The 15400-nt window shown below is 66.8% G+C and carries 12 protein-coding genes; 7 read left to right on the forward strand and 5 right to left on the reverse strand.

Annotated elements, in window-relative coordinates:
• Window positions 1-249: 249 nt before the first annotated feature.
• The 3 genes from NOX35_RS21590 to NOX35_RS21600 form a co-directional block, all read right to left on the reverse strand.
• Window positions 250-3198 (reverse strand): c-type cytochrome, encoded by a 2949-nt coding sequence (locus NOX35_RS21590; RefSeq protein ID WP_256494680.1) that lies wholly within the window; start codon window positions 3196-3198, stop codon window positions 250-252.
• The gene (locus tag NOX35_RS21595; protein ID WP_232538017.1) at window positions 3195-3752 is read right to left on the reverse strand and encodes a (2Fe-2S)-binding protein; all 558 of its coding nucleotides are present in this window, start codon (window positions 3750-3752) and stop codon (window positions 3195-3197) included. Before NOX35_RS21595 ends, NOX35_RS21590 begins: the two co-directional genes overlap by 4 nt.
• A gap of 92 nt (window positions 3753-3844) precedes the next feature.
• The gene (locus NOX35_RS21600) at window positions 3845-5002 is read right to left on the reverse strand and encodes an FAD-dependent monooxygenase (protein ID WP_182284279.1); all 1158 of its coding nucleotides are present in this window, start codon (window positions 5000-5002) and stop codon (window positions 3845-3847) included.
• Between the two features lie 323 nt (window positions 5003-5325).
• Between NOX35_RS21600 and NOX35_RS21605 the strand changes: the two genes are divergently transcribed.
• The 5 genes from NOX35_RS21605 to NOX35_RS21625 all read left to right on the forward strand — a co-directional run bounded on the left by NOX35_RS21605 (window position 5326) and on the right by NOX35_RS21625 (window position 11204).
• Window positions 5326-6114, forward strand: coding sequence for an Asp/Glu racemase (locus NOX35_RS21605; RefSeq protein ID WP_269780064.1), 789 nt, complete (start codon window positions 5326-5328; stop codon window positions 6112-6114).
• 11 nt (window positions 6115-6125) lie between these two features.
• A complete protein-coding gene (locus NOX35_RS21610) occupies window positions 6126-6971 on the forward strand; it encodes an alpha/beta fold hydrolase (RefSeq protein WP_256494682.1) in 846 nt (281 codons plus the stop codon).
• 50 nt (window positions 6972-7021) lie between these two features.
• Window positions 7022-8107 carry a 2,5-dihydroxypyridine 5,6-dioxygenase gene (locus NOX35_RS21615; protein ID WP_256494683.1) on the forward strand — a complete coding sequence of 362 codons (1086 nt, stop codon included), beginning with the start codon at window positions 7022-7024 and terminating at the stop codon, window positions 8105-8107.
• Window positions 8104-8781: an N-carbamoylsarcosine amidohydrolase gene (locus NOX35_RS21620; RefSeq protein ID WP_182284285.1), complete on the forward strand. Its 678-nt coding sequence runs from the start codon at window positions 8104-8106 to the stop codon at window positions 8779-8781. The genes NOX35_RS21615 and NOX35_RS21620 overlap by 4 nt, the downstream gene beginning before the upstream one ends.
• 107 nt (window positions 8782-8888) lie before the next feature.
• Complete coding sequence (locus tag NOX35_RS21625; protein WP_256494684.1) at window positions 8889-11204, forward strand: molybdopterin cofactor-binding domain-containing protein; 2316 nt, start codon at window positions 8889-8891, stop codon at window positions 11202-11204.
• A gap of 6 nt (window positions 11205-11210) precedes the next feature.
• Here the strand turns inward: NOX35_RS21625 and NOX35_RS21630 are convergent, their stop codons facing one another.
• Window positions 11211-12173 (reverse strand): LysR family transcriptional regulator, encoded by a 963-nt coding sequence (locus tag NOX35_RS21630; protein WP_182284289.1) that lies wholly within the window; start codon window positions 12171-12173, stop codon window positions 11211-11213.
• On the reverse strand, window positions 12173-13264 hold the full coding sequence (apbC, locus tag NOX35_RS21635) for an iron-sulfur cluster carrier protein ApbC (RefSeq protein ID WP_256494685.1): 1092 nt from the start codon (window positions 13262-13264) through the stop codon (window positions 12173-12175). The genes NOX35_RS21630 and apbC overlap by 1 nt, the downstream gene beginning before the upstream one ends.
• A gap of 123 nt (window positions 13265-13387) precedes the next feature.
• Here apbC and NOX35_RS21640 point away from each other — a divergent pair, with 123 nt between their 5' ends.
• Both NOX35_RS21640 and NOX35_RS21645 read left to right on the forward strand, forming a co-directional pair.
• Window positions 13388-13957, forward strand: a complete 570-nt coding sequence (locus NOX35_RS21640) for a restriction endonuclease (RefSeq protein WP_003072730.1) — start codon at window positions 13388-13390, stop codon at window positions 13955-13957.
• Window positions 13958-14056: 99 nt separating this feature from the next.
• Entirely contained in the window at window positions 14057-15343 is a 1287-nt protein-coding gene (locus NOX35_RS21645; RefSeq protein WP_182284293.1) for a patatin-like phospholipase family protein, read from the forward strand.
• Window positions 15344-15400: the final 57 nt, after the last annotated feature.

Raw genomic sequence — 15400 nt, forward strand, 5'->3', positions numbered from 1 at the left:
ACCCATCACACATCCAGAGCGAACCACTCCCTCGGCGCCATTTCCATGGACCGATGAAAAAGATTCCAGATGTCGGTATCTGCATTCAGGCGATGGGCACAGTCCACACGGTCGGCATATCGATAGCTCCGTCCGTGGCTGTCCATCCCCTGTCCCCAGCATCAGATGTCCGGACCCAGACCCTGGAGAGATTCCAGGGCAAGAGATCCATATCCGCGGCATCGCCCGTGCCGCCGCCCATTGCAGCCCCTAGGGCGCATGCGCCTGCACCTGCGCGCGCAGCCGCTTAATCGTCTTCGTATCGTCTGGCCAAGCTTTCTCCTCCGGTGCAAATCGTTGACGCAAATATCCGAGCAGGTCCGCAATCTGCCTGTCGTCCAGGCTGTCCCTGAAGCCGGGCATATAGCCCAGCGCGTCGTCGGCTGGTGTCTGGATGCCGTTCAGGATGACCTGGAGCAGGTTGTCCGGGCTTGCTGCATGCAGGTTGGTGTTCAGCCCCAGCAGCGGCTTGACGCCGAACAATGTGGGACCGCTGCCCGCCTCATGGCAGACCGCGCAGGCGTTCTGGTAGATACGCTCGCCATTGACCTGACGCTCCATCGCCGGGGCCGGCGTGGCCACGGGGGCGGCCACCGTTGTAGCAAGAGGAGCGACGGGCGCGGCCTGGGCCGGTGCGGACTGCGCATCCTGGCCCGGCAGCTCCATCAGATAAGTGGTCATGGCGCGCACATCGGCTTCAGGCAACTGGGCCAGGCCGTGGATGACGGGCGCCATGGGGCCTGCCGCCACGCCATGGCGGGCCGAGAAGCCGGTGCGCAGGTACTGGTAAAGCTCCTCACGGCTCCAGGGCAGCTTGCCGCCGGCCAGATGGTTGAGCGCGGGGGCGCTCCAGCCTTCGGCCTCGCCACCGCCCAGGTAGTGAATGCCGCTTTTTTCGGCACCCAGCGCATTGCGCGGCGAGTGGCAGGCCGCGCAATGCCCCGCGCCTTCGACCAGGTAGGCGCCCCGGTTCCATTCGGCACTGCGCGCGAGATCGGCCTTGAAAGGCGTGGCGTCGTGGAACAGCAGGTTCCAGCCCGCCATGGCCGGGCGCAGCTTGTAGGGGAAGGCCAGCTGCGTCTCGGGCGCCTTGGCCTTCACGGCGGGCTGGGACATCAGGTAGCCGTAGAGGGCCTGCAGATCGCCATCGCTGAGCTTGGCGAAGGCCGTGTACGGGAAGGCCGGATACAGCTGACGCCCATCCTGGTGGATGCCGTGACGCATGGCGCGCTCGAAGGCCGCGTAGGACCAGCGGCCGATGCCGGTTTCCTTGTCGGGTGTGATGTTGGTGGAGTAGATGGTGCCGAACGGCGTCTCCAGCCCCAAGCCGCCGGCATTGGCCGCGCCGCCCGGGGCGGTGTGGCAGACCACGCAGTCGCCCGCAGCGGCCACCAGGCGGCCTCGCTCCAGGGCCTGCGGCGAGTACAGGGAAACGTCGGGCCCGTCGGTCAGCGGCAGGGCTGGCTTCAGTGGCCAGGCCATGGCGGCCATGCCGGCAAGGCCTGCGGCGCCTGCGGCCAGCCAGCCCCAGCCGCGCCCGGGCTTTGCCATGGAGGGCCTGCCCGCCACATCGCCCGCCAGCGCCAGGCGCAGCTGCTCGGGCTGGAAGGGCACTTCGCGCAGGCGTACGCCTGTTGCATGGCGGATGGCATTGGCAATGGCGGCGGCGGCGGGCAGCGTGGCCACGCCATCCAGCGCCAGATCGCCCTGGCGGATGACCGAGACATCGCCGGGCGCATGCTGCGCCAGGTCGGAGCCGGGCTTGGCGATCACATCGAAAGAAGCAGCAGAAGCTGTGGACCCTGCCCAGTCGTCAAAAGCGGGCACCGTGCCCAGCAGCCGGCGCGCATCGGCCAGCAATTGCGGGTCCTGCTGGACGATCTCGGGCCGCGTGCTGGCGGCCTGTACCGCCTGCAGGCTGCGACTGTCATGGCCGGCCACGACACGGATCACTTCGATCTCGCCCGTTTGCGGGTGCACGGCCACCTCGGCCACCCAGGCGCTCCAGGCATGCAGGTCGGCGCCTTGAGCATCCAGAGTCTGCAGCTGGGCAGTGGCGAAGCCCCGCCCCAGCAGGCGGCCACCGGCGTCCGGCTCGCAGGTGTCTTGCCGCGACGCCTGCGCACGATCGGCCACCTGCTGCGCCAGATCGCGCACCGGGCCTTCGGGCAGGTGCTGCAGACGCCATTGCAGCGGATCATGTCCCTGGGCCAGGGCCTGCTCATGCCAATCGCTTTCGCTCACGAAGATCTGGGCCGCATTCAGATCCTCAACACCGGCATGCCGCAGGCTGGCCAAGCCCTTGCGCTCGCGCACTTCGCCGGCATCGAGCACAGTGGCCAGCGCGACGGCATGCGTCAGATCGGGCTGACTCAACAGGCGCGCCATGCTGGGGCGCACAGCCCAGGGGGTGTCGGACAGCAGGTAGGGATGCGGCGATGCATTGCCTGCATGGGCCTGCACTGTCGTGCCGGCTTCAAGCGCCTGCGAAGACCGCAACTCCACGCGCAGCACGAGATCGCGGCTTTCGCCGATCCCCGCAGCCCCGACCTCGCAGGCCACGCTGACGGGCCGACCCACGGCATGTGACAACAGCACCGCGTCGGCGGCCGCATCCATGAGATCCAGCGGGTGCAGGCTGCCAGCCCCCGTCGTCGGCAGACTGAACAGCCGCAACGCGGATTCGGGCCATTGCAGCAGCGCGGCCAGTTCGCGGCCAATCATCTGCTGCACGTCGGCGCCGCAGGGCGGCAACCAGATGCTGGCATGGCCCTCCAGGCACCACGCGACCACGCGCGCAGGGCCTGCAGATCCGGCGTCCGCAGCGGCCATGCGCCAGACATAGCGGCCCGCATCCGGAGACTCGGAGGAATGAGGGACGGGGCGGGCCGCCAAGGCCGCATGCGCGTCAAGCCAGACCGGTGCCAGGCCGGCAAGCGCCTGCCGCGCATGGACGGGTGCCACGGCCACCACGCCCAGAAAATGTTCACGCTGCACGGCGGCCACCACGCCAGCCATGGCCTGCGCCTGGTCCAGCCTCGCATGGGTGGGCACGCTGCCCTGGTAGCGCAGCCCGTCCCAGGCCGCGACAGGCGGGCGCAGCGTCAGGCCGTGCAGCAGGTCGGAAGGCAGGGCTGGGATGTTGTCGGCCGCGTTCATGGCTGGACCTCGCCCGTGCCGGAAGACGGAAAGCTCCGGGGTGCCTGCAGCGCGGCCCGTTCCGCACGCAGCTGCACGGCGCGCAGGGCTGCCTGCATGATTTCCACATGCGTTCCGCAGCGGCACAGGTTGTGGTGCAGCTCGTTGCGCAGTTCCTGCTCGGTGGGGTTCGGGTTGCGACGCAGCAAGGCCTCCACCGTCATGATCATGCCGCTCAGGCAGTAGCCACACTGGGCGGCCTGGCAGTCGATGAAGGCCTGCTGCGTGGGGCCAGGGCACTGGCGCGAGCCCAGACCTTCCAGCGTGGTCACTTCTCGGCCCACAACCGCCTTCACGGGAATCACACAGGAACGTGCGGCCACGCCGTCGATCAGCACCGTGCAGGCGCCGCACTCGCCCAGGCCGCAGCCGTACTTGGGCCCGTTCAGCTCCAGATCATTGCGCAGCACATGCAGCAGCGCCGTCCCGGGAGCTGCCGGTACCTCGCATGCGCGAGCGTTGACCTGCAGGGGAATGCGGTGGGTAAGACTGCTTGAGTGGACTGGGATTTCCATGGGACGAGGCTCTTGCAACTGCGGTTCAGGATGTCGGCGTTCTGCCGCCGGACAGGAGAGGGAGTCTCCCCTGCCCAGCTGGGCTGCGAGTATCAGGCAGTTGCCCTGACCTTGGGCTCGACCAGGGGCGCGTTGAACACGTCATAGCCGAAGCACCAGGACGGATCTTCGTTGGTTCGCAGCCAGGTGTTGTCGTGCGAGATGCGCTGCACCTTGCTGGCCCGCTCGGCGCGGTTGGCTTCATACAGCGCGAAGGCCAGTTCATGGTTGTGCGCGCCAACTTCCTTGAGGCAGCGCGCCAGCATGGCGCCGTCCTCGATGGCCATGGCCGCGCCCTGGGCCATGTGGGGCTTCATGGGATGGCAGGCATCGCCCAGCAGCACCAGGCGGCCACGGCTCCACAGCGGCAGCGGATCGCGTTCGAGCAGCGACCACTTGGTCACTTCCACGGTGGCGTCAATCAGCGCCTGAACTGTAGGGTGCCAGCCCGAGAAGGCCTCGCGCATCTCTTCCTTGCTGCTTTCCAGCCAGCGGTCGTTGAGGTCCCACTTCTCGACAGGCACGCCGGTCACGTAGTACAGCTCGTCGGCCTTGCCGGTAACGAAGTAGGTCATCATGTGGCGGTCATCGCTCCACCACTTCACGCAGGCGTCGAAGGGCAGCATGCCGGCCTTGACCTCGGGCGTGGGGAATACGGCACGGTGGGCCAGGTAGCCCGCGTACTTGGGCAGCTCGGGGCCCAGGAGTTCCTCGCGGATGCGGGAGTTCACGCCGTCGGCGCCGATAACGATGTCGGCCTCTTCGGTCGTGCCGTCGGCGAAGTGCATGACCACCACGTTGCCGCGGTCCTCCACCTTGGTGAGGAACTTGCCGTAGGCCATCACGCTGTCGGGCAGGGCCTCGACCAGCAGCGCATGGAAGTCGCCACGGTGCACGGTCAGGTAGCTGGCGCCGTATTCCTTGACGGCGTAGTCGCCCAGAGGGATCTGGGCCAGCACGTCGCCGGTCTGCCAGTGGCGGCTGTACCAGTAGTCAGGGTGGGAGCCCTGCTCGTTGAGCGCGTCCTCGATGCCAATGCGGCGCAGGATCTTCATCACATTGGGTCCGACGTGGATGCCGGCTCCCAGGCGAGAGAAGCTGGGCGCCTGCTCATAGACGCGGACATTGAAGCCTTCCTGGAGCAGCAGCTTGGCAGCAGCGGCCCCGCCGAGACCGGCACCGACAACGGCGATTCGAGGGGATTGAGACACAGTTTTTCTCCTTGCAGGAATGTTGAAAGCCAGACGGGGCAACCGTTGCTTCGGCGCGTCCATGAATGCTTAAAAGCAGGAAGCGTGCCAGGCAACAAAACGCTTAATTCAGGCGTATACACTTAAATTTTCAAAAATCATGCATGCACCATGGAGCGGCAGAATAAATTGGAATTCACCATTTTTGGTGCAATTTCCGCACCAAATAAGTACAAACACCGAGAAAACTCTCATTTGCAAGTCGGCATATCTTTTGCAAGAATAAAGCGTACACACTCAGTTGATTCTGATCAGAAACCCTCAAAACTCTGCAAAGGCAAGTCATGACCAAAACGTTCCGCATCGGCCAGATCGTCCCCAGCTCCAACACCACCATGGAGACCGAAGTGCCGGCCATGCTGCAGGCCCACTCCGCACTGCGCCCACAGGACCGCTTCACCTTCCACTCCAGCCGCATGCGCATGAAGAAGGTACAAAAGGAAGAGCTGGCTGCCATGGACGCCGAGAGCGACCGCTGCGCGCTGGAGCTGAGCGATGCGCGGGTCGACGTACTGGGCTATGCCTGCCTGGTGGCCATCATGGCCATGGGCAAGGGCTACCACCGTGTCTCGCAGCAGCGCCTGACCGAGCGCACGGCCAGCAATGGCGCCATCGCCCCGGTGATCACCAGCGCCGGCGCGCTGGTGGAGGCGCTCAAGGTCATGGGCGCCAAGAAGATTGCATTGGTGGCGCCCTACATGATTCCGCTGACCCGGCTGGTCATGGACTACGTGGCCGCCGAAGGCTTCGAAATCGTGGACTGGCGTGCGCTGGAGATCCCCGACAACCTGGACGTGGGTCGCCATGACCCCGCCAAGCTGCCCGGCATCGTGGCCGACATGAACTACGCCGATGCCGATGTGATCGTGCTATCCGCCTGCGTGCAGATGCCCTCGCTGCCAGCCGTGGCCCAGGTCGAGGCCGAAACCGGCAAGCCCGTGCTGACCGCCTCCATCGCCACCACCTACGCCATCCTCAAGGAACTGGGTCTGGACCCCGTGGTGCCGGGCGCGGGCGCGCTGCTGTCGGGCGCCTATCCCTACGACAGCGGCACCAGCGCAGCCAAGGCCTGAGGAACACACGCATGACCAGCCACTCCAGCACCCCCAGCACATTCCGCTACGGCGGCAACGTCCACGCCAACGGCATCCGCCAGCACTACCTGCGCTACGGCGGCGCCGAGGACGAACGCGCACAGCGCGACGCCGTCATCCTGATCCCCGGCATCACCAGCCCGGCCGTGACCTGGGGCTTCGTGGCCGAGCACCTGGGCCGCCAGTTCGACACCTATGTGCTCGATGTGCGCGGGCGCGGCCTGTCCTCGTCCGGCCCGGGCCTGGACTACAGCCTCGATGCCCAGGCCGCAGACGTGGCCGCCTTCGCCCAGGCCCTGGGCCTGCAGCGCTGGGCGCTGGTCGGCCACTCCATGGGCGGGCGCATCGCCGTGCGCGCCGCACGCAGCCAGCCGGCCGGGCTCACGCGCCTGGTCATCGTCGATCCGCCGGTCTCCGGCCCAGGCCGCCGCGCCTACCCGGCCGCCCTGCCCTGGTATGTGGACTCCATCCGCCAGGCCACGCTGGGCATGGATGCCGAGGCCATGCGCGCCTTCTGCCCCACCTGGACCGAAGAGCAGCGCCAGCTGCGCGCCCAGTGGCTGCACACCTGCCACGAGCCCGCCATCGTGCAAAGCTTCGAGGACTTCGGCCGTGACGACATCCATGCCGATCTGCCCCGCATCCAGCACCCGCTGCTGCTGGTCACGGCCGAGCGCGGCGACGTGGTGCGCAGCAAGGACGTGGCCGAGTGGCAGGGCCTGGCCCCCCAGACCGAGCATGTACGCGTGCCCAATGCCGGCCACATGATTCCCTGGGACAACGAGGCCGGGTTCTACGTGGCCTTGGGCGATTTCCTCGGCGCGCGGGTGGACTGAATGTCCAACCGCAGCCCACTCCCATCCATCGCGACACCAAGGAGCCGACCATGTCCGTCAGCGATATCGATCTGATCCACGCCTGGAAGCAGGTGCTCACGCTGTCCCGGCTCGAAGCCGGCCAGACCGTCACCGTGCTCACGGGCGCCGACACGCACCCACAGACGCTGCGCTGCGCCATTGCCGCCTCCAGCGAAATGGGGGCGCGCGTCAACCGCCTGGACCTGCCGCCCGTCAATGCCGAAAAATCACTGAGCCGGGACTCGCTGGCCTACCTGGGGACGACGCCGCTGACCGGCAATCCCGCCGCCATCGCCGCGCTCAAGGCCAGCGACCTGGTGCTGGACCTGATGACGCTGCTGTTCTCGCCCGAGCAGCACGAGATCCTGCAGACCGGCACCAAGATCCTGCTGGCCGTGGAGCCGCCCGAGGTGCTGTGCCGCCTGGTACCCACCGAAGGCGACCGCGCGCGCGTTCAGGCCGCGGCAAAGCTGATCGAGGCGGCCGGGCAGATGCACATCACATCCGCGGCGGGCACCGACCTGCGCTGCCGCCTGGGCAGCTTCCCGGCCATCTGCGAATACGGCTTCGTGGACCAGCCCGGCCGCTGGGACCACTGGCCCAGCGGCTTCGTGCTGACCTGGCCCGACGAGGGCGAGAGCAACGGCCGCGTGATCCTGGACCGGGGCGACATCCTGCTGCCCATGAAGGACTACGTGACCGAGCCCATCGAACTCGTCATCGAAAAGGGCTACGTCACGCGCATCAGCGGCGGCCTGCAGGCCGACATCCTCAAGGAGTACATGGCCTCCTACGAGGACCCCGAGGCCTACGCCGTCTCCCACATCGGCTGGGGCCTGCAGCCGCGCGCCCACTGGTCCATGCTGGCCCACTACAACAAGGAAACCCACATCGGCATGGACGCCCGCGCCTTCGAGGGCAACTTCCTGTGGTCCATGGGTCCCAACAACGAGGCCGGCGGCAGCCGCACCACGGCCTGCCACATCGACATCCCCATGCGCCACTGCTCGGTGGCGCTGGACGGCAAGCCCACCGTCATCGACGGCGTGGTGCAGGACGAGGAAGGACTGGCGCGCGCCGCCAAAAGGTCCAAGCAAGGAAAGGACATCGCATGACTACGGCAACCACCAACGCGCAGAGCATCCCCACCAAGGGCGTGCAGGGCGACATCTCCGCCTACGCACGCCAGGGCTTCGGCACGCCGCTGCCGCTCAAGGCCCCCTTCGGCCTGCTCATCATCGACTTCGTCAACGGCTTTGCCGACCCGGCCGTCTTCGGCGGCGGCAACATCCACGAAGCCATAGTCCAGACGCAGCACCTGCTGGCCCATGCGCGCGAGCGTGGCTGGCCCGTGGCGCACAGCCGCATCGTGTTCTCGGACGACGATGCCGACCACAACATCTTCTGCCTGAAGGTGCCCGGCATGCTGACGCTGAAGGAAGACAGCCACCACAGCGCCATCGTGCCCGAGCTGGCCCCGGCCGCTGGCGAATACGTGGTGCGCAAGAGCACGCCCTCGGCCTTCTTCGGCACCATGCTCGCCCCCTGGCTGGCCCAGCGCGGCGTGCAGACCCTGCTGGTGGCAGGCTGCGTGACCAGCGGCTGCGTGCGCGCCAGCGTGGTCGATGCCATGCAGTCGGGCTTTCGCCCGCTGGTGGTGGCCGACTGCTGCGGCGACCGCGCCCTGGGCCCGCACGAGGCCAACCTGTTCGACATGGCCCAGAAGTACGCGGCCGTGATGCCGCTGAGCCAGGCCATCGCCGACACCGACGCCCTCTGCGCAGGCTGATCCCACCGCGCCAACGCGCCTATGGGGCCGGCCCTGCGCAGCCGGCCCCGGAGTGCATAACATGCACAGGGCACGCCTGAAAGCGTGCCTGCGAAGAACACTACCCCATGAACCTGCCCCAGCCCCAAGCCCTGCATGCGCAGTTGCTCACGCGCGCCGACACCCTGCTCGTGGTGCGCCAGCCCGTGGCGCCGCCGCTCCCTGCACCCGGCCAGCCCGGCACGGCCACCGACTATGTACAGTCCACGCCCGAAATCTTCGTCGCCGTACTGGCCGACGACAGTGCCCCGCAGGGCTGGCGCGCCCTGGCCTTCAACGGCCATGTGGACCTGGGTACGGGCATACGCACGGCGCTGGCGCAGGTCGTGGCGGAAGAACTCGAAGTGCCTTTGGCGCGCCTGGACATGGTGCTGGGCCACACGGCCGCCGCCCCCAACCAGGGCCCGACCATTGCCAGCGCCAGCATCCAGATCTCGGCCGTGCCGCTGCGCCGCGCCGCCGCCCAGGCGCGCGAGCAGCTGCTGGAGCTGGCCGCGCAGCAATGGAACGTGGCGGCGGACCGGCTCCAGGCACGGGATGGCACGGTGCGCTTTGCCGATGGCAGCGATGCCCGCGAACTCGGCTATGGCGATCTGCTGCGCGGCCAGCAATTGCAGCTGACGCTGGCCCCGCCCGATCAGGAAGTGAAGCTCAAGCCCGCCAGCGAATACCGGCTCGTCGGCCGTGGCGCGGCGCGCGTGGACATTCCCGCCAAGGCCACGGGCGAACTGAGCTTTGTCCATGATGTGCGCGTGCCCGGCATGCGCCATGGCCGCGTAATCCGCCCTCCGCACCCGGGCCGCGACGGCGGCAGCTTCATCGGCCGCTGCCTGGTAGCCGTGGAGCGGGACTCCGTGGCCCACCTGCCCGGCAACGTACAGGTGGTCACCGAAGGTGACTTCGTCGGCGTGGTCGCCGACCGCGAGGAACAGGCCATTGCCGCCATGCGCGCGCTGCGCGTGCAATGGCAGGCCGTGCCGCCGGCGCCCGATCTGTCTGACCTGGCAAGCCTGGTAGGTGCCATCCGCGCCAACCCTGCCCAGCACCGCTCCCTGGTAGAGCAAGGACCCGTGGATGACGCCTTCACTGGCGCAGCCACCGTGCTGCGCCGCAGCTATGTCTGGCCCTACCAGATGCATGCCTCCATCGGCCCATCCTGCGCCGTGGCTGATTTCAGCGAGGGCCGCCTCAAGCTCTGGGCCGGCACGCAGAACCCCCACATGCTGCGCACCGACCTGGATCGCCTGCTGCAACTGGGCGAGGAGCGGATCGAGATCGTGCGCCTGGAAGCCGCGGGCTGCTATGGCCGAAACTGCGCCGACGACGTCTGCGCCGACGCCGCCCTGCTGTCCATGGCCGTGGGCGCGCCCGTGCGCGTGCAGCTCACGCGCGAGCAGGAGCACCAGTGGGAGCCCAAGGGCACGGCCCAGCTCATGGATGTGAGTGCTGCCATCGACGCCCGGGGCGAGCTGCTGGCCTACGACTTTGCCGTACGTTACCCCTCCAACGACGCGCCACTGCTGGCCCTGCTGCTCACGGGCCGCATACCGGGCCAGCCACGCACGCTGGAGATGGGCGACCGCACGGCCGTGCCGCCCTACCGCTATGCCAGCCAGCGCATCGCCTGCCATGACATGGCACCCATCGTGCGTTCGTCCTGGCTACGCGGCGTCTCGGCCCTGCCCAACTCCTTTGCCCACGACTGCATGATCGACGAGCTGGCCCACGCGGCCGGCGCCGACCCCGTGGACTACCGCGTTCGCCATCTGGACGATCCGCGCGCCGTCGAGCTGATCAATGCCACAGCCCGCCGTGCGCAATGGCAGCAAGGCCATCGCGGAAACCGGGGACAGCCCGGCGCCGACGGCCTGCTGCACGGGCGCGGCATAGCCTATGCGCGCTACATCCACAGCCGCTTTCCCGGCTTCGGCGCGGCCTGGGCGGCCTGGGTCATCGACATCACCGTAGACCCCGCCAGCGGACGCATAGCTGTGCGGCGACTGGTCGTGGGCCAGGACACGGGAATGATGGTCAACCCCGACGGCGTGCGCCACCAGATCCACGGCAACGTCATACAAACGCTGAGCCGCAGCCTGATGGAGAAGGTCGCCTTCAACGAGCAAGGCGTGGCCAGCCGCGAATGGGGTGGCTACCCCATCATCGGCTTCCGCGATCTGCCGCCCATCGAGGTCGTGCTGATGCCCCGCCAGGAGGAGCCGCCCATGGGCGCGGGCGAATCGGCCTCGGTGCCAGGACCCGCCGCCCTGGCCAATGCCTTGTTCGATGCCACGGGCCGGCGATTCTATGCAGCCCCGTTCACACCCGATGCGGTGCGTGCCGTGCTGCATTCCACGCCCCCACGCGGGCAAGGCCAGCCCGCCTGACCGCACTCACTCCTTCAGCGCACCCGCATGCCGCAGGCACTGCACGCGCCAATCGGCATCGTCCTGCAGCTCCAGCGCGGCCAACAGAGCCCGCGTGGGCGCCATGCCCTGCTGAGTCATGAAGCCTATAGGCGTGACCAACTCGGGCGATCGCAGCGGCCGTGCAATCAGGCCCGGCATGTGGCGCACAGTGGCCACCATGGCACCTGGCAGCACCGTAACCATGGCACTTCCATCCCCGGGGATGCTTTCGGCCACGGCCATGACCAGGCTCAGCACGGAATTCGTTTCCATGGCGGGCTGCACTTCGCGCTGCACGGCAGCGAAGGCCTCGTCGATCACCGCACGGTTGTGCATATCGGGCGTGAGCAGACACAGCGGCAGGGCTGCCACCTCGCTCCAGCCGATGTCGGCCCCAAAAGCAAAGGGGCGGCTGTCGCACTGCGTATCCCGGCACAGCAGATAGTAGTGCTCCTGGTACTGCAGCCAGGACTGCAGGCGCGGGCCACGCCTCGGCAGTCTGGCGCTGTAGCCCAGAGCCAGGTCAAGGGACAGATCCTCGAGCCCGGTTTCTATCTCGGCCGAGCTCATGGACAGCACCACGGGCGTGATGCCGGGGTGGCGCTGGCGCAGCATGGCTGCAAAGCGCGTGAGCATGGGAATCGCCGTAGGCACCGCAGCCATGCGCAACAGCCCTTTGAGCTGGCCCGCCGCAGCACTCAGATCCTGCCTCAGCGCCTCCTCGGCCCTGAGCATGGACAGCGCCGTGGCCAGCACCTGCTCGCCCTCCGGAGTCAGCCCGCCAAACAGGCGGCCGCGCCTGACGATGACGGCACCGAACTCATCCTCCAGCGCCTTGAGCGCATTGGACAGTGCGGGCTGCGTGATATGGCAGGCCTGCGCCGCCCTTGCGAAATGGCGGTGCTCATTGAGCGCCACCAGATAACGCATGGAGGTCAGAAGGTTCATCAGGTATTGCTGCTAACCGTGATCGTGGGGAACTTGCTGGAGAAGTCCTTGGCCTTGAGAGCCACCTTCACAGCCAGATCGCGCGCCACCTTTTTGTAGACCTGGGCGGCTTCGCTGTCGGGCTCGGCCACTACCGTGGGCTTGCCGCTGTCGGCCTGCAGGCGGATCTGCAGAGACAGGGGCAGCGCCCCCAGATAGTCGATGTTCTGCTCGCCGGCCATCTTCTTGCCGCCGTCGGCGCCAAAGATATGCTCGACATGGCCGCAGTTGGTGCAGACATGGGCGGCCATGTTTTCGACCAGACCGAGAATCGGCACGCCGACCTTCTCGAACATCTGAATGCCCTTCTTGGCATCGATCAGGGCGATGTCCTGTGGCGTGGTCACCACCACGGCGCCCGTCATGGGCACGCGCTGGGACAGCGTCAGCTGGATGTCGCCGGTTCCGGGCGGCATGTCGACCAGCAGATAGTCCAGATCCTTCCAGTTGGTCTGGCGCAGCATCTGCTCCAGCGCCTGGGTGGCCATGGGTCCGCGCCAGATCATGGCCTGGTCGTTGTTGACCAGCAGACCGATGGACATGACCTGCACGCCATGGTTCTCCAGGGGCTCCATGGTCTTGCCGTCATGGCTTTCGGGCTTGCCCGAAACGCCCATCATCATGGGCTGGCTGGGGCCGTAGATGTCGGCGTCCAGAATGCCCACTCGGGCACCTTCGGCGGCCAGCGCCAGCGCCAGATTGGCCGTGGTCGTGCTCTTGCCCACGCCGCCCTTGCCGGAGGAGATGGCGATGATGTTCTTCACGCCGGGCAGCAGTTGCACGCCGCGCTGCACGGCATGCGAGGCCACCTTGGTGGTGATGTTGACCGAGATATTGCCCACGCCCGCCACGGTCCTGGCTGCAGCGATGAACTGGCTGCGCAGGGCAGGCTGCAGGCTCTGGGCCGGATAGCCCATCTCCACATCGAACGAGACATCGTCGCCGGCAATCTGCAGATTGCGCAGGGCGCGCGTGCTCACAAAGTCCTTGCCAGTGTGCGGATCAAGCACGGTGGCCAGCGCGCTCAGAAGCGCTTGTTCTGTAACAGCCATTGGATTTAGTTTTCCAGAGGTTTCTTCAATGATGGATAGTCTAGCGAAGCTGTCCAACCCCTGTGCACAGGAGACAATGCAGCCCTTTGCCCAAGATTTGAGAGACAGCCCGTGAAATTGAAGATGGCCGAAAATTCCCTGTTTGCAGTCCTGATGCGCTCGCGCTGGTGGATCAGCTTTGCGATCTGCGCTGCGGTGGTACTGGTGTCGCTGGCTGTGTTCCCCAAGGACATTTCGCCTTTTGCCGCTCTGGGAGCCTTCCCGTTCTTCGTCGTCGGCTGCATTGCCTGCTACAGGCAGCTGCGGGCCCCCAGCCCGGCAAGGCTGGAACAGATTCAACAGGTGATCGCAGAGCAGTCCTGGGCCGACTTCAGCGCACAGTTGCAGACGGCCTGGCAATCCGAAGGCTATGAGGTTCAGCGCCTGAACCAGGCCGGCGCCGACCTGCTGCTGACGCGCAACGGCCAGACCAGCGTGGTCGGTGCGCGCCGCTGGAAAGCCGCCGCCCATGGCGTGGAGCCGCTGCGCGAGCTGCAGGCCGCACAACACAAGCTGAAAGCCGATCTCTGCGTTTACGTGGCTCTGCAGCCTCTGGGCGAGAATGCCGCCAGCTGGGCCGCGCAGAATCAGTTGGTGGTGCTGGATGCCAAGTCCATCGCCACGCTGATTGCCAAGAACCAGAAAAAGAGCTGACAGCCACCGAAGTCGTCATCAGGATCGCCCGCGCCCCCAGGCACTATCCCTTGCCTTGAGCACCTACCGCCTGCGGTCCAATCCGGGCACACTGCTGCCATGGCGGCAGTGCAGTTCTCTCCCACCCTCCCCCCCAGTCTTGCCGAAGCAGAGCGGCAGAACTCCGTAGGCCCGAGCTCCAGCATCGGGCAGACCGGCCTGCTGCTCAGCGGCGGCGGCGCCCGGGCTGCCTATCAGGTCGGCGTGCTGGCCGCCATCGCCGAGCTGCGCCGCGCTCGCGGTCTGCAGCATGGCCCCAATCCCTTTCCAGTGCTTGCAGGCACATCGGCAGGCGCCATCAATGTCGCAGCCCTGGCTTGCCATGCCGATGCCTTTGACAGCGCAGTGCGGCGCATGCTGCATGTCTGGGGCCATATGCATACCGAGCAAATCTACAAGGCCGACTCGCTCAGCGTGCTGCGCAGCGGAGCACGCTGGCTGACGCTGTTGTCGCTGGGCTGGGCGCTGGCCCGCTGGAGCCGCATGCGCCCGCGCTCGCTGCTGGACAATACTCCGCTGAAAACCCTGATGAACAGCGGCCTCATGCCTTTCGAGCGCATTCCACAGCTCATCGACAGCGGTCATCTGCACGCCCTTGCCATCACCGCATCCAGCTACAGCAGCGGTCAGCACATCACTTTCTTTCAGACCCGCGAGGCCCTGAGCCCCTGGGTGCGCGACCAGCGCAAGGCCGTGCAGACCCTGCTGACCGCCGACCACCTGCTGGCCTCGTCGGCCCTGCCCTTCATCTTTCCAGCCATACCGCTGCCCATGGACGGACATCTCGAGCATTTCGGCGACGGCTCCATGCGCCAGACTGCGCCCCTGGCCCCGGCCATCCATCTGGGCGCCAGCAAACTGCTGGTCGTCGGCGCGGGCAGACGCCACGAGCCTGTGAGCAGTCAGCCGCAGGTCGATGCCAGCTATCCCACTCTGGCCCAGGTGGCCGGGCACGCGCTGTCCAGCATTTTTCTGGACACGCTGGCTGTGGACATAGAGCGTGCCGAACGCATCAATCACACACTGAGCCTGATTTCACCGGCAGAGCGCATTCACAGCCGGCTGCGCCCTATCGAGGTACTGGCCATCACCCCCAGCGAGCGCATCGACGATATTGCCACGCGCCACATCGACAAGCTGCCGCGGCCGGTGCGCACCCTGCTGGCCACGCTGGGCGTGCGCGCCGGCACGGGCAACCCCATGCGCGATGGCGCGCTGGCGAGCTACCTGCTGTTTGAGCAAGGCTATACCCGTGAACTGATAGCACTGGGCCGCAAAGACGCGCTGGCCCGAAGTGAGGAGCTGTGCGCCTTCCTGGGTTGGCCTCAAGAATGTAACAAATGTTAATGATGCGAAAGAAACCAGGCAAATGATGCGTGAGACACTTTGCATGATCTGCATCAT

It is taken from the genome of Comamonas sp. C11 (genome assembly GCF_024496285.1).
Classification (GTDB): Bacteria; Pseudomonadota; Gammaproteobacteria; order Burkholderiales; family Burkholderiaceae_C; genus Comamonas; species Comamonas testosteroni_F.

Excerpts from the sequence above, each read along its gene's own strand:
- NOX35_RS21640 (WP_003072730.1), top strand. The coding sequence starts at position 13,388 with ATGGCCGAAAATTCCCTGTTTGCAGTCCTGATGCGCTCGCGCTGGTGG.
- NOX35_RS21620 (WP_182284285.1), top strand. The coding sequence starts at position 8,104 with ATGACTACGGCAACCACCAACGCGCAGAGCATCCCCACCAAGGGCGTG.
- NOX35_RS21630 (WP_182284289.1), bottom strand. The coding sequence starts at position 12,173 with ATGAACCTTCTGACCTCCATGCGTTATCTGGTGGCGCTCAATGAGCAC.
- NOX35_RS21590 (WP_256494680.1), bottom strand. The coding sequence starts at position 3,198 with ATGAACGCGGCCGACAACATCCCAGCCCTGCCTTCCGACCTGCTGCAC.
- NOX35_RS21610 (WP_256494682.1), top strand. The coding sequence starts at position 6,126 with ATGACCAGCCACTCCAGCACCCCCAGCACATTCCGCTACGGCGGCAAC.
- NOX35_RS21625 (WP_256494684.1), top strand. The coding sequence starts at position 8,889 with ATGAACCTGCCCCAGCCCCAAGCCCTGCATGCGCAGTTGCTCACGCGC.
- NOX35_RS21605 (WP_269780064.1), top strand. The coding sequence starts at position 5,326 with ATGACCAAAACGTTCCGCATCGGCCAGATCGTCCCCAGCTCCAACACC.
- NOX35_RS21645 (WP_182284293.1), top strand. The coding sequence starts at position 14,057 with ATGGCGGCAGTGCAGTTCTCTCCCACCCTCCCCCCCAGTCTTGCCGAA.
- apbC (WP_256494685.1), bottom strand. The coding sequence starts at position 13,264 with ATGGCTGTTACAGAACAAGCGCTTCTGAGCGCGCTGGCCACCGTGCTT.
- NOX35_RS21615 (WP_256494683.1), top strand. The coding sequence starts at position 7,022 with ATGTCCGTCAGCGATATCGATCTGATCCACGCCTGGAAGCAGGTGCTC.
- NOX35_RS21595 (WP_232538017.1), bottom strand. The coding sequence starts at position 3,752 with ATGGAAATCCCAGTCCACTCAAGCAGTCTTACCCACCGCATTCCCCTG.